The 13,164-nt window shown below is 59.8% G+C and carries 12 protein-coding genes; 6 read left to right on the top strand and 6 right to left on the bottom strand.

All coding sequences use genetic code 11. The features are described 5' to 3' along the window. Positions 1–126: 126 nt before the first annotated feature. The 4 genes from AB5Y84_RS08400 to AB5Y84_RS08385 all read right to left on the bottom strand — a co-directional run bounded on the left by AB5Y84_RS08400 (position 127) and on the right by AB5Y84_RS08385 (position 4,127). Complete coding sequence (locus AB5Y84_RS08400) at positions 127–2,280, bottom strand: S9 family peptidase (RefSeq protein ID WP_204480767.1); 2,154 nt, start codon at positions 2,278–2,280, stop codon at positions 127–129. A gap of 234 nt (positions 2,281–2,514) precedes the next feature. Then, the gene (locus AB5Y84_RS08395; RefSeq protein ID WP_005339953.1) at positions 2,515–2,946 is read right to left on the bottom strand and encodes a DUF411 domain-containing protein; all 432 of its coding nucleotides are present in this window, start codon (positions 2,944–2,946) and stop codon (positions 2,515–2,517) included. Between the two features lie 46 nt (positions 2,947–2,992). After that, on the bottom strand, positions 2,993–3,316 hold the full coding sequence (locus AB5Y84_RS08390) for a hypothetical protein (RefSeq protein WP_368176757.1): 324 nt from the start codon (positions 3,314–3,316) through the stop codon (positions 2,993–2,995). Positions 3,317–3,404: 88 nt separating this feature from the next. After that, positions 3,405–4,127: an SDR family oxidoreductase gene (locus tag AB5Y84_RS08385; RefSeq protein ID WP_019444689.1), complete on the bottom strand. Its 723-nt coding sequence runs from the start codon at positions 4,125–4,127 to the stop codon at positions 3,405–3,407. Between the two features lie 142 nt (positions 4,128–4,269). On the opposite strand from AB5Y84_RS08385, the gene AB5Y84_RS08380 reads away from it, so the two are divergent. The 5 genes from AB5Y84_RS08380 to AB5Y84_RS08360 all read left to right on the top strand — a co-directional run bounded on the left by AB5Y84_RS08380 (position 4,270) and on the right by AB5Y84_RS08360 (position 9,391). Then, the gene (locus AB5Y84_RS08380; protein WP_005339957.1) at positions 4,270–5,112 is read left to right on the top strand and encodes a LysR family transcriptional regulator; all 843 of its coding nucleotides are present in this window, start codon (positions 4,270–4,272) and stop codon (positions 5,110–5,112) included. Between the two features lie 101 nt (positions 5,113–5,213). Further along, a complete protein-coding gene (locus AB5Y84_RS08375; RefSeq protein WP_005339958.1) occupies positions 5,214–5,810 on the top strand; it encodes an NAD(P)H-dependent oxidoreductase in 597 nt (198 codons plus the stop codon). Between the two features lie 67 nt (positions 5,811–5,877). After that, positions 5,878–7,734, top strand: coding sequence for a monovalent cation:proton antiporter-2 (CPA2) family protein (locus tag AB5Y84_RS08370; RefSeq protein WP_368176756.1), 1,857 nt, complete (start codon positions 5,878–5,880; stop codon positions 7,732–7,734). Then, complete coding sequence (locus tag AB5Y84_RS08365; RefSeq protein WP_111900333.1) at positions 7,731–8,117, top strand: SirB2 family protein; 387 nt, start codon at positions 7,731–7,733, stop codon at positions 8,115–8,117. Before AB5Y84_RS08370 ends, AB5Y84_RS08365 begins: the two co-directional genes overlap by 4 nt. A 287-nt stretch (positions 8,118–8,404) precedes the next feature. Then, positions 8,405–9,391, top strand: a complete 987-nt coding sequence (locus tag AB5Y84_RS08360; protein WP_005339987.1) for a YafY family protein — start codon at positions 8,405–8,407, stop codon at positions 9,389–9,391. 854 nt (positions 9,392–10,245) lie between these two features. Here the strand turns inward: AB5Y84_RS08360 and AB5Y84_RS08355 are convergent. Next, complete coding sequence (locus AB5Y84_RS08355) at positions 10,246–10,557, bottom strand: DUF1145 domain-containing protein (RefSeq protein WP_043826220.1); 312 nt, start codon at positions 10,555–10,557, stop codon at positions 10,246–10,248. Beyond that, positions 10,541–11,170 carry a 16S rRNA (guanine(966)-N(2))-methyltransferase RsmD gene (gene rsmD, locus AB5Y84_RS08350; protein WP_005339991.1) on the bottom strand — a complete coding sequence of 210 codons (630 nt, stop codon included), beginning with the start codon at positions 11,168–11,170 and terminating at the stop codon, positions 10,541–10,543. The genes AB5Y84_RS08355 and rsmD overlap by 17 nt, the downstream gene beginning before the upstream one ends. 110 nt (positions 11,171–11,280) lie before the next feature. On the opposite strand from rsmD, the gene ftsY reads away from it, so the two are divergent. Further along, complete coding sequence (gene ftsY / locus AB5Y84_RS08345; protein WP_005339993.1) at positions 11,281–13,158, top strand: signal recognition particle-docking protein FtsY; 1,878 nt, start codon at positions 11,281–11,283, stop codon at positions 13,156–13,158. The last annotated feature ends 6 nt before the right edge of the window (positions 13,159–13,164 follow it).

Here is a 13,164-nt window from a genome sequence, read left to right as displayed (position 1 = left end):
AACATGACCTCGATCATTCATTTTCTTGCCGAAGATTAATTTGATATGGAGGGAAATGGAAGAGGGAAAAACTACGAGAGGATTCTTATGCGGCCCTTGAATGACAAGGGCCGGAGTCATGAGAGATCAGTTGGCCGGGGTGGCCAGATCCAGGATAAAGGCGTATTCCAGCGCGATATCCTCGTAGGCTTTGAAGCGGCCGGACTTGCCGCCGTGGCCGGCGTCCATGTCGGTGTTCAGTAACAACTTGTTATCATCTGTCTTCAGTTCGCGCAGCTTGGCGACCCACTTGGCGGGCTCCCAATACTGCACTTGCGAGTCGTGCAGCCCGGTGGTGACCAGCAGGTTGGGATAGGCTTGCGCCTTCACCTGATCGTAGGGGCTGTAGCTCTTCATGTAGTCGTAGTAGCGCTTCTGGTTCGGGTTGCCCCACTCGTCATACTCCCCGGTGGTGAGGGGGATCGACTCGTCCAGCATGGTGGTGACCACATCGACGAACGGCACCTGCGCCACCACGCCGCGATAGAGTTCGGGCGCCTGATTGATGACGGCCCCCATCAGCAGACCACCGGCGCTGCCGCCCATGGCGTAGACCTGATCTTTAGCACCGTAGCCTTGCTCCACCAACGCCTTGGTGACATCGATAAAGTCATTGAAGGTGTTCTGCTTTTTCAGCAGTTTGCCATCTTCGTACCAGTGACGGCCCAGCTCTTCGCCACCCCGGATATGGGCGATGGCGTAGACGAAGCCGCGATCCAGCAGGCTCAGGCGCGAGCTGCTGAAGTCGGGATCCATGCTGGCGCCGTAGGATCCATAGCCATAGACCAGCAGCGGATTCTTGGGCGCATCAGCCTGCTCTTTTTTGAACTTGTCCTTGCGATAGACCAGCGACACCGGCACCGATACACCGTCGCGGGCGGTCACCCAGAGCCGCTCGCTGGCGTACTGGTCGGCCTTGAAGCCTGCCACCGGCTGCTGCTTGAGCAGGGTGCGCTTGCCGCTCGCCATATCCAGCTCATAGGTGGAGGCGGGGGTGGTCATGGAGGAGTAGCCATAGCGCAGGGCGCTGGTATCCGGCTCCGGGTTGTAGGCGAGCCAGGTGACATAGGCGGGATCGTCGAAGGCGATCTCCTTCTCGTCACCGCTCTGCCAGTTGATCTGGCGCAGTCGGGTCAGCCCCTTGTTGCGCTCTTCCAGTACCAGCCAATCCTTGAACAGGGCGTAGCTCTCCAGCAGCACCTCCGGATTGGGGGCAATCACCGGCTTCCAGCGATCGACCGGGCTCTCTTTGGTCTCGTAGAGGCCGAAGTTCTTGCCGTCCTTGTTGGAGCGCACATAGAAGCGGCCGCGGTAGTGATCCAGGCTGTATTCGTGATCCACCTGACGGGGCAGGAACAGGCGTGGGGCGTGCTCCGGCTGGTTGGCATCGATCAGCCGTGCTTCGCCGGTAGTCGTGCTGGAGAGAGCGATGACGATGAAATCTTCCGAGGTGGTGGCGTAGAGGCTGATGTAGAAGGAGTCATCCTTCTCCTCGTAGACCAGCTTGTCCGTGGCCGGATCCGTCCCTAGCGTATGGCGATAGACCTGATAGGGCAGCAGGGTCTGCGGGTGCTTGCGCACATAGAAGACGGTCTTGTTGTCGTTGGCCCACACCAGATTGCCGGAGGTATTTTCCAGTTTGTCGGTGGCCCACTGGCCGCTCTCCAGATCGAGGAACTGGATCTGGTACTGACGACGGGAGAGGAAATCTTCCGCCACCGCCAGCCAGCGGTTGTTGCGGCTCACCTCAAGGGCGCCGAGGGCATAGAACTCGTGCCCCTCGGCTCGCAGGTTGCTGTCGAGCAGCAGACTCGCCTGCTCTTCACCGAGCTTGGTGCGCGAATAGATCCCGTACTCCTTGCCCGGCTCATAGCGGGTCTGGTAGCGGTAGCCGTTCTTCACATAGGGTACCGACTCATCCTGCTGGGGGATGCGGGCGACCATCTCTTTGTAAAGCTGCTCGCGCAGGGGTTGGGTCGGCTTGAGCATGGCCTCGGTATAGGCGTTCTCGGCCTTGAGATAGTCCAACACCTCGGGCTTCTGCCGCTCGTCGTCACGCAGCCAGTAGTAGTTGTCGATGCGGGTATCCCCGTGTTTTTTCAGGGTGCGGGGATGTTTGGCGGCCACGGGCGGCTGGATTGGATGTTCGCTTGTCAGCATGGCGGGCTCTTCATTGGCATAAGTGGGGGGGAGAACTGTCAGAAAGGCTAGCAGCAGAACTCCTCGGGAAAAGGTAAACATGTCGCATCCTTGGCGCTGGAAAGGGTTGGCAGACCTGAGCATCGGCTCCATGAATTGGCGTTAAATCTGCCCCTTGTTGCCGGTGGTTGCAAGCAATCCCTTGTTATTGCAGGAAATGTAATCAAAAAAAGCCGCTATCTCGCGATAGCGGCCCTCTTTCTGGCCATGAGCGGCAAGAGTCCGCTCAGGTGTGCCTCACATGATATGGGAGTGCCCTCTCATGGCCAGTTTTCGTCAGCCGGGGTAGCTCGACCAGCGGTTGGTCGCGCCCTCGTTGCTGATACTCAGTACCTCATAGGGATGGCCCGGAATATCCATGCCCGGCGCACTCTGGGGCATGCCCGGAATGGTCAGGCCACGGATCGCCGGTTTTTCCCTGAGCAGCTTTTGTACATCGGCGGCCGGTACATGCCCCTCGATCACATAGCCATTTACGATACCGGTATGGCAAGAAGCCAGTTCCGGCGCGATACCGTATTGCTGCTTCACTGCGCCGAGCTGTTCGGTTTCGATGACCTCCAGTTCGAAGCCATTCTGCTCCATGTGCTCGTTCCAGCTTTGGCAGCAGCCACAATATTTGGATTTGTAGACGGTCATCTTCTCGGCCGCGAGAGCCGAAAAGCTGACGGTACCGGCCAGCATGGCCAGTAACAGGGGTTTGTACATTACTCACCTCAGATTGAAAGAAAAGACGCCCGATACGGGATGCGTTTCAGATCCGGGTGCGTGGGGGACGTTCGAGCCGCTCGCACGGGGCGTCCGGCATAAAGAGAGAGGGGGAGGCGAAGTCGGGGGTATCCGGTCCCAGCACGGCGACCGTCAGGCTGTCGCTGCCTACCAGCGTCATCGAGAGGGCGGTGGTAAAGCTGCCGCAGGGCATCGCTTTTTCCAGGGTACGCTCGCTCTGGCTGCAGTGGGTAGTCAGGGTACAGAGGTCGGTTGCGGCCCGGCTGCCAAACGACATCAACACCAGCACCAGACTCCACAAGGGGAGCCAGCGACGGGCGTGATCGAGTTGGCGACGGGTGAGAACCATGGAATGACTCGGAAAAAACAAGGGGCACATGGTAACCCTGTGCCCCGGGGGAGGGTCAAGCCCTCCCCATGGTGTCAGTCAGCCAGGATTAAGGTTGCTGACGGGTCGCCGCCAGCACGATCTCGCGCACGCAGACGTTGGCAGGCTGGTTCCAGGCGTAGAGCACGGCATCGGCGATCACTTCCGGCGCAATGACGCCGCCCATCTGATCTTTCCAGTCGTGGTAACCGGCCTTGATGCTCTCGTCAGTGGTGTGGCTGAGCAGCTCGGTCTCGACCGCACCCGGGGCAATGGTCACCATCCGCACGCCGACATCGGCCACCTCTTCCCGGATGTTCTCGGTCAGGGCGTGCACGGCGAACTTGGTGGCGCAGTAGGCAGCATGGTTCGGGAAGGTCTTGCGACCGGCGATGGAGCTGATGTTGATGATGGTGCCGCTGCGGCGCTCTTTCATGCCTGCCAGCACCGCGTGGACGCCGTTCAGTACCCCCATCACGTTGATGTTGAGCATCTGCTGCCACTCGGCGGGATCCTGCACATCGGCCTGACCCAGCAGCATGACGCCGGCGTTGTTGACCATGCAGCCGACCGGGCCGAATTGGGCTTCTGCCTGCTGGACGGCGGCTTTCATGGCAGCGGTGTCGGTCACATCGACTCCGATGCAGAGGGTATCAGGCAGATTCAGCGCCTGCATCGGCTCGACCCGGCGGGCCAGCAGCAGCAGCGGATGGCCGGCGGCAGAGAAGGCACGGGCGATGGCGGCACCGATCCCGGCGGAGGCACCGGTGATCACGACGAGAGATTTGGACATGGGTCTTTCCTTCTGATTCAAGAGTCGGTTTGAGCAAACAGGTGGCTGGCCAGCACGGAACCCAATCACTATAGTCACTGTATCTATAAGTGATAAATATTGTTTTCCGCTGGTTATCATCTGAAAAAACTATGGTTGGTTTATGCTGGACTTGAGATTGCTGCGTTTCTTCATCGCCATCTATGAAGAGAAGAACATCACGGCGGCGGCCGAGCGCTGCCACGTCAGCCAGCCCTCCCTCTCGGCGGGACTGCGCCAGCTGGAAGAGGCGCTCGGTGACAGCCTGTTTGTCCGGGGCAAGAAGGGGGTGGTGGCGAAAGATCCGGCCCACTATCTCTATCCTCACGCGGTCAAGCTGGTGGAGGAGGCGCGCCGTCTGCCGGAGCTGTTTCGCCAGAAAGCGACGCGTGCGAGGCTCAATATCGCCATCATGCCGGACTTGAGTCGCCGCCGGGTGGCCGGGCTGTTGCAGCAAGTACAGCGCGTGTTGCCGCAGCTGGATCTCACCCTTTCCGACTACACCACACCCGCCGACTGCCGCTTGACGCTGGATGCCTTGCGCCGGGAGGACGAGATCTTTCTGCCGCTGTGGGAGGAGGATTACGTGCTCTGCGTGCCGGTCGATCACCCCCTGGCCAGCCGCGAAAGGATCGAGTTGGCCGAGCTGCAACATTATGATTTTATTGAGTGCCCGCCCTGCGAAGCCCATCAGCAGACTATCGGCCTGCTGGCCTGTGACCGCCTTACCCTCAATCTGGTGGCCAAGGCCGAGAGCAAGGGGCTGGTGATGGCGCTGGTGCTGGCGGGGGTCGGCATCAGTTTTCTGCCGGACGGGCTGGTCGAGGATGAGGCGGGTCTCTGTACCCTACCGGTGAGCGGGCCGCGGATGTTTCGCCGGATTGGGCTCTGCTATCCCGCCCACCAGACCCTCAATCCGGCGCTACGGGAGCTGATCCCCGAGTTGGCAGGCTATGGCGCTTCCTGATAAGGTCGCTCTCCTGTGTACCTTTACGATGCAGCTCCCCAGACTCCCCTTTTCTGTTTACCTCGCCTTGCACCGCAAGGCTTTGTTCGGGTGATGTGGTCATGAAACGCATTCTGGTTATTTTTTCCCATCCCGCGCTGCAGAGCTCGCGGGCCAACAAGCAGCTGTTGCAGGCGATTGAGGGGCTGGAGGGGGTCACGGTTCACGACCTCTATCAGCACTATCCCGACATGTTTATCGATGTGAAGCGGGAGCAGGCGCTGCTCTGTGAGCACGACATCATCGTCTTCCAGCACCCGTTTTACTGGTACTCCTGCCCGGCCATCATGAAAGAGTGGATGGATCTGGTGCTGGAGTATGGCTACGCCTACGGCCCCGAGGCCCACGCCCTCAAGGGCAAGCAGTGGTTGAGCGCCATCACCACCGGCGGGGCGCCGGAGTCCTACTGCAGCGAGGGGTACAACAGCCGACCGCTGCTCGATTTTCTGCTGCCATTTCAGCAGGCGGCCACCTTGTGCGGCATGAACTGGCTGCCCCCTTTCGTGCTGCACTCCTTTCACAAGATCAAGGATCCCGCCGCCCTGCGCCGCTGTGGGCAGGACTACCGTCAGCTGCTTTGCGCCTTGCGTGACGATCAGCTGACTCCGGAGCAGCTGGCCGGGCGTCCTTATCTGCGCGACTTGCTGGAGGTGCTCTGATGACACACGGGCAGCTTGTTGGCCGAGCTCATGAGCCGGATCAGATGTTCATGCGGAGGGCCGACTGATGGGCCACGGGATCCTGTTTGATGCCTTTATCTACCTCTCCGCCGCCGTCATCGCGGTGCCGCTGGCCAAGCGCTGGGGGTTGGGCTCGGTGCTCGGCTACCTGCTGGCGGGGATCATCATAGGCCCCTTTCTGCTGGGGCTGGTGGGGGAGCAGAAGGATGTGATGCACTTCGCCGAGTTTGGCGTGGTGCTGATGTTGTTTCTGGTCGGTCTTGAATTGCGTCCGGCCCTCTTGTGGCAGCTGAAGGGGCCGATCCTCGGCACCGGCGGCCTGCAGGTGCTGCTCACCACGGCGGCGCTGACCGGCGTGGCGCACCTGATCAGTCTGCCGCTGCAACAGGGGCTGGCCATCGGCCTCATTCTGGCGCTCTCTTCCACCGCCATCGTGTTGCAGAGCCTGCAGGAGCGCAAGCTGATGCAGAGCGAGAGCGGTCGCTCCGCCTTTGCGGTGCTGCTGTTTCAGGATATTGCGGTCATTCCGATCCTGGCGCTGCTGCCGCTGCTGGCCATGGCGCCGGTCGCCAGCAATGGTGGCTCCGAGCTGGCGGGGTGGCAGCATGGTCTGCTGGTGGTCGCGGCCATCTCCGGCATCGTGCTGGGTGGCCACTACCTGATGCGGCCGGTGTTTCGTGCCATCGCCCAGTCCCATATGCGGGAGATCTTCGTCGCCGCTGCTCTGCTGCTGGTGATCGCCATCGCTGTGTTGATGGAGTCGGTGGGGCTCTCACCCGCACTCGGCTCCTTCCTAGCCGGTGTGGTGCTGGCCGACAGCGAATATCGCCATGAGCTGGAGGCCGACATAGAGCCGTTCAAGGGCTTGCTGCTCGGCCTGTTCTTCATGTCGGTGGGGGCGGGGATCGACTTCGGGCTGTTTGCCGAACACCCCTTCCTGATACCCACTCTGGTGGTTGGCCTGATGGTGCTCAAATGGCTGGTGTTGATGGCACTCGGTTTCATCATCCGCATCTCGCCGAGCCAACGCTGGACCTTCGCGCTGGCGCTCGCACAGGGGGGTGAGTTTGCCTTCGTGCTCTTCTCGTTTGCCGCCCAGAACCGGGTGCTGCCAGGCGAGACCATCTCGCTGCTTACGCTGGTGGTGGCGCTCTCCATGGCGCTCACCCCGCTGCTGCTGATCCTCAATGATCGGGTGATCCAGCCCTGGTTCGATTACCGTAACCAGAGCGACGCGCCGCAGCATGAGCAACCTGAGCTGGTGGAGCATCCGGTGATCATCGCGGGCTTCGGCCGCTTCGGTCAGATCGTGGGGCGTCTTCTGCACGGTCACGGCATCGGTACCACCATCCTCGAGCAGGATGCCAGCCAGATAGAGACCCTGCGCAAGTATGGCTATCAGGTCTTCTATGGCGATGCCAGCCGGATCGACCTGCTCCATGCCGCCGGGGCGCACAAGGCGAAGCTGCTGGTGCTCTCCATCAACGATCCGGCTACCTCGCTGGCGGTGATCGAGATGGTGCAGAAGCACTTCCCGCACCTGAAGATCCTGGCGCGCGCGCTGGATCGGCCCCACGCCCACGAGATCCTGCGCCACGGGGTCGAAAGCGTGCACCGGGAAACCCTGGGCTCTGCGGTCGATCTGGGGGTGGAAGCCCTGACCCAGCTCGGTTTTCGGGCCAACCAGGCCTGGCGGGCGGGGCAGACCTTCAAGCAGCACGATAACTGGCTGTTGCGCGAGCAGGTCAACTATCTGGACGACGAACACACTTATATCAACAAGAGCCTGCAATACCGGGAGATCCTCTCCGATCTGTTGCAAGACGACGAGGAGGGGCAGGAGCGTATCCATGCCCACAACTGGAACAGCGGGCTACCCGACGACGACAAGGAAGCAAAATGATTGCCTATTATCCCATGTTCAAACACCTGCATATGACGCTGGCGCTGGTCAGTCTGCTGCTCTTTATCTATCGCTGGAGTCTGGCGCTGGCCGGCAGCGATCGGTTGCAGCAGAAGTGGCTGAAGATCCTGCCGCATATCAACGACACCTTCCTGCTGCTGTTTGGTGTGTTGCTGGCGGTGGCCTTGCAGTTGAGCCCGGGTCAACAACCCTGGCTGATGGCCAAGCTGATGGCACTGGTACTCTATATCGGTCTGGGAGTCATGGCGCTCAAGCGCCCGGCCCGCGGTCAGAAGCTGGTGGCCGGTGTGGCGGCACTGGCGGTGTTTGGCTACATGGTCGGTGCGGCCATCACCAAGTCAGCCTGGTCGTGGCTGATGTGAGCAAAAGGGGAGAGCTATGCTCTCCCCTGAAATCATATTCTGTGATGAATTAATTAATCGGAGTTTTATGCTAACAATAAATCGCAACATAGAACTTTCATTTGAGGGATTTTTGGCTAATTTTAGCCTCTAGCGGCTCCTTTTTTGAGTGTATTGTCTTTGAAAATCAATTGTTTAGTGTGTTTTGTATGAAAATGGCGACAGTTGTCGCAGCAAAACTTGCGACATAGACTGTCGCAAGTCACGACTAGCATACAGTCAACGCTAAACCAGTGAAGGCAAGCACCATGAGCAAGAAGCTGTTACGACAACTGACCTTGGCGCGTTGCATCCCGCACCGCCCTTACAAGCTGACCGCCAGCCAACTCCAGGTAAAACTGGAAGAGGAAGGTATCCACGTCAGTCTGCGTACCGTGCAACGGGACCTGGAGGAGATGTCCGGCATGGGACTGTTCGACCTCACCTCGGACGAGCGCAGCAAACCCCATGGCTGGTGCTTCGAGCGCCACGGCCTCAACGACTTTGCCAATATCATGCCGCTCTCGCTGGCGGTGGCCCTGAAAACCTGGAGTGATCAGGCGAGCCAACTGTTGCCGGCGAGCGTACTGACCGAATTGAATCCGCTGGTCGACAAGGCGAGCCAGGTGATCCGCGACAGCCAGAGTGAACTGGCCGAACGCTGGTTGGAGAGTGTCCATCAGTCACCGCGTCCGTTTGCCGGCAACCCGGAGATCCGCCGCAGCACCCTGATCCGCGATGCGCTTTGGCGTGGTCGCAAGTTCAGTGCCGAGATCCAGCGCGTGATCAAAGAGCGCACCGTATGGCTCTGCTACGACCGTATCAACCCGCTCGGCATTCTCAATCAGCCGGACGGTCCGATCCTGCTCTGCACTCTGTCCGAGCTGGATCCCAAGGTCTACGGCATTCCGTTTGACCATATCAAGAACGTGGAGCTGACCAACTTCAGCGCCACCCAGCCGAAGGATTTCAATATCCAGAAGCTGATCCGCGATCAGGGCTATCAGGATGTGAGCGGCCCGATCCGCTTCGTCGGCCGGATCGATGCCAACAGCCAGTCGCTGGTGGATAACCAGATCCCCGGCAACAATCCGCGCATGACCCGCTATGACAAGCGCAGCGTGGTGGTGGAGACCGAAGTGCAGGACACCCCGGAGTTTCGCAGCTGGTTGAACAACATCGGCGGTGAACTGGAGGTGCTGGCACCGGAATCGCTGCGCAAGGCCTATCTCAATCCGGCCAACCGCTTGAGCTGATTAAAAAATTGGAATGTTGAAGAGTCGAGCCTGGTCTCGGCTCTTTTTTTGCGGTTTTTTTAAGCATATTTATTCAACTAATTTTTAAGTCTTAACGTCAGGATTGAACCGTTTTCCTGCCCCGTTTTTGGGGGCGAAACCCGTGTAAGAGATCTGCCATAGCGACTGTAAGAGGCTGGCGCTTTGAGCCGTACGCGAAGCCATGCCAGAATGATCGAGCTTTCCCGTGAAACTAAATAACTAACTGATATTAAAGGGTTAGTTTTTAAGTTCGTTTTTTGAGATGGGAGCCGCATCGGATCTTTATCATCGGATGGCCCTTGTTCGGGGTGCGCATTTCCTTAGTATGGGTCTCACAAGGACGGAGCTGGTCCGGCAGGATGCAGGGCAGCGCATAAAGATGGAATAGTCCGCAGGATGTGGACAAGGGACACCTCAGGATGAGCTCGATAATCAGGATGATTATCGTCATGGATGAATAAAGGAACACCGCGGGATGCGGCAGGACTCTCTCGGGATGGGAGCAGAACGAACGGAACCTCGTTCTTCAGGATGAACAGGACCTCGCCGGATGCGAGAGGAATACTTCAGGATGAAGTGAGATAACCCGGATGGTTATCTGTCAGGAAGACGCAAGGAACCCCACAGGACGTGGTAATGGACACCTCCAGGATGGAGACAGGGAAGCAGTTCAGGATGAATTGCCAGGCCAGGAACGCCGCAGGACACGCCAACGGATTGGAAAGGGGATATTCCAAAGGATTAGGATAACGTCAGGGATTGCAGGGAGCATTGCAGTTCTACGGACAGGACGACACGACTCTAGGGGACGGCTACCGCCGTCCCCTTTTCTTTTATGGTTTGTCCGAGAGATTGCCGCGCTGGGCGGCGTTGACGATCTCTTGCAGGCGCTGACGAATGTCGACCATGCCAAACACGCCAAATATCAGCACAGTGACAAACTCGGTCTTGGTGACCTCGAAGTAGCGTTTGCAAGCTGCCTTGATCATGCTGGCCTGCAGCCAGTGCAGCAGGGCGACGATCACGCCGCAGACCGGCAGAAAGCCGTTGAGTTTGCCGGGCAGCGGGGCAATCAGGCTCATCAGCACGCCAAACCAGAAGAACAATATCAGCCCCATCGCCAACAGATTAAAGACTCGCTTCATTGTTTACCTCCCTTAGATAGAGTTGGTAGCAGACCTGACCTGCCTGTTTGTCCTTGAGTAGTTGCCAGCTGGCAGGCAGCGCCAGATCGGCCATCTCCTTCTCCCGCTCCAGATAGATGAGGGCGTCCGGTGCCAGCCAGCCGCGCTGCTCCAGCAGTTCGCACACTTGCGGCAGCAGCTCGCGGCGAAACGGCGGATCGAGGAACACCAGATCAAACGGCGTGGCCGGGCCTTGCAGCCAGCTCACAGCATCTGACTGGATCACCTGACCCTGACTGCTGCCGAGGGCGGTCAGGTTCTTCTTGATCTGGTCAGCAGCCCCTTTGTCCATCTCGATCAGGGTCACCTGCTCGGCGTAGCGCGACAGCGCCTCCAGTCCGAGTCCGCCGCTACCGGCAAACAGATCCAGGCAGCGGGTGCCGCGAATGTGGGGGGCCAGCCAGTTGAAGATGGTCTCCTTGACGCGATCCGTGGTGGGTCTGAGCCCCTCCACATCCTTGACCGGCAATTTGCGGCCTCGCCACTGGCCGCTGATGATTCTTACAAAGCCCGATTTTCCTTGCGGGGCGGGACTCTTGCTCGGGTTGCTACGGCTGGATTTCACTCTGGGCATCGCGTTTCATCGTCAGAAAATAAAGTGGTAGTATAAGGCGGTTCATTTTTATGCCGACCCGCCAAGGGACGGCTATCTTAGCAGTCAGCCTTTGATGTGAGTATTTTTAGATGGCAAAAGGTTTGTTTTCCTGGCTGGGTTTCGGCCGCAAGAAAGAAGAGGCTGAGGCTGTCCAACCACAGACACCCCAAGCCACCCCCGTTACCGTTGAGCCCGAGGTCACTGCTACCCCCGCTCCCGTTTCCGATACAACTGTTTCCGATAGTACGCCGGCTGTTGCCCCCGAAGTGCCTGCCAGCGCACAGAATCCCGTTTTGCAAGATGATTGCTGCCTGCCGACCGAGCTGGACGACCACGGCCCGCTGGTGGTGGAGGAGTGCGCTTCCGATTTGGAGCCGGTGATCGTCAACGAAGCGCTGATCGCCGAAGAGGAGCGTGCCGCTGAAGCCGCTCGCACTGCCGCAGAGGCGCAAGCCGCTGAGGTCAAGGCAGCCGAAGAGGCTCGTATCGCTGCAGAAGCCCGTGCTGTAGAAGAGGCTCGCATTGCTGCCGAAGCCCATGCCGCGGAAGATGCTCGCATTGCCGCCGAAGCCCGCGCTGCGGAAGAGGCTCGCATCGCTGCCGAAGCCCGTGCTGCGGAAGAGGCTCGTATTGCTGACGAAGCCCGCGCTGCGGAAGAGGCTCGTATCGCTGCCGAAGCTCGAGCCGCGGAAGAATCTCGCATTGCCGCCGAAGCCCGCGCTGCGGAAGAGGCTCGAATCGCTGCCGAAGCCCGCGCCGCGGAAGAGGCTCGTATTGCTGCCGAAGCCCGTGCCGCGGAAGAGGCCCGTATTGCCGCCGAAGCCCGTGCTGCGGAAGAGGCTCGGATTGCTGCCGAAGCTCGCGCTGCGGAGGAGGCTCGCATTGCCGCCGAAGCTCAGGCTGCGGAAGAAGCCCGTATCGCCAAAGAGGCCCAGCGCGCGGAAGATATGCGCCTGCTCGCCGCGATGGAGGCTGAGGCCGCCGCCCTGGCAGCCCTGCCGCTGGCCGCCAAGGTAGACGACGACACCCAGGACAAACCGCAGCGGGAGGGCTTCTTTGCGCGCCTCAAACGCAGTCTGGTGCGCACCAAGGAGAATATCGGCTCCGGTTTCTTCGGCCTGTTCCGTGGCAAGAAGATCGACGATGAGCTGTTTGAAGAGCTGGAGACCCAGCTGCTGACCGCCGATCTCGGCGTCGACACCACCACCCGCATCATCGAAGGGCTGGTGCAGCACGCGGATCGCAAGCAGCTCAAGGATGCCGAGGCGCTCTACGGCCTGCTCAAGCAGGACATGGGCGAGATGCTGGCCAAGGTCGAGCAGCCGCTGGTGATCGACACCAGCAAGAAGCCTTATGTGATCCTGATGGTCGGCGTAAACGGCGTCGGCAAGACCACCACCATCGGCAAGCTGGCCAAGCAGTTCCAGGCTGAAGGCAAGAGCGTGATGCTGGCGGCGGGTGACACCTTCCGTGCCGCAGCGGTCGAACAGCTGCAGGTTTGGGGTCAGCGCAACAACATTCCGGTGATTGCCCAGCATACCGGTGCCGACTCCGCTTCCGTCATTTATGACGCCATCGAGGCCGCCCGTTCCCGCGGGGCTGATGTGCTGATCGCCGACACCGCCGGTCGCCTGCAGAACAAGAGCAACCTGATGGAAGAGCTCAAGAAGGTGGTGCGGGTGATGAAGAAGCTGGATGAAGAGGCGCCCCACGAGATCATGCTGACGCTGGATGCCGGCACCGGCCAGAACGCCCTGAGCCAGGCCAAACTGTTCAGTGAGGCGGTTGGCCTGACCGGTATCACTCTCACCAAGCTGGATGGCACGGCCAAGGGCGGCGTCATCTTTGCGGTGGCCGACAAGTTCCAGATCCCGATCCGCTACATCGGGGTGGGCGAGGGGATCGACGATCTGCGTCCCTTCGTTGCCAACGATTTCATCGAGGCGCTCTTCAGCCGCGATGAATAAGTCCGG

Source organism: Aeromonas sp. s11, from assembly GCF_040907945.1.
Lineage (GTDB): Bacteria > Pseudomonadota > Gammaproteobacteria > Enterobacterales > Aeromonadaceae > Aeromonas > Aeromonas veronii.
Note: the sequence above shows the minus strand (reverse complement) of the source record. Positions and strands in the feature narration are given on the sequence as shown.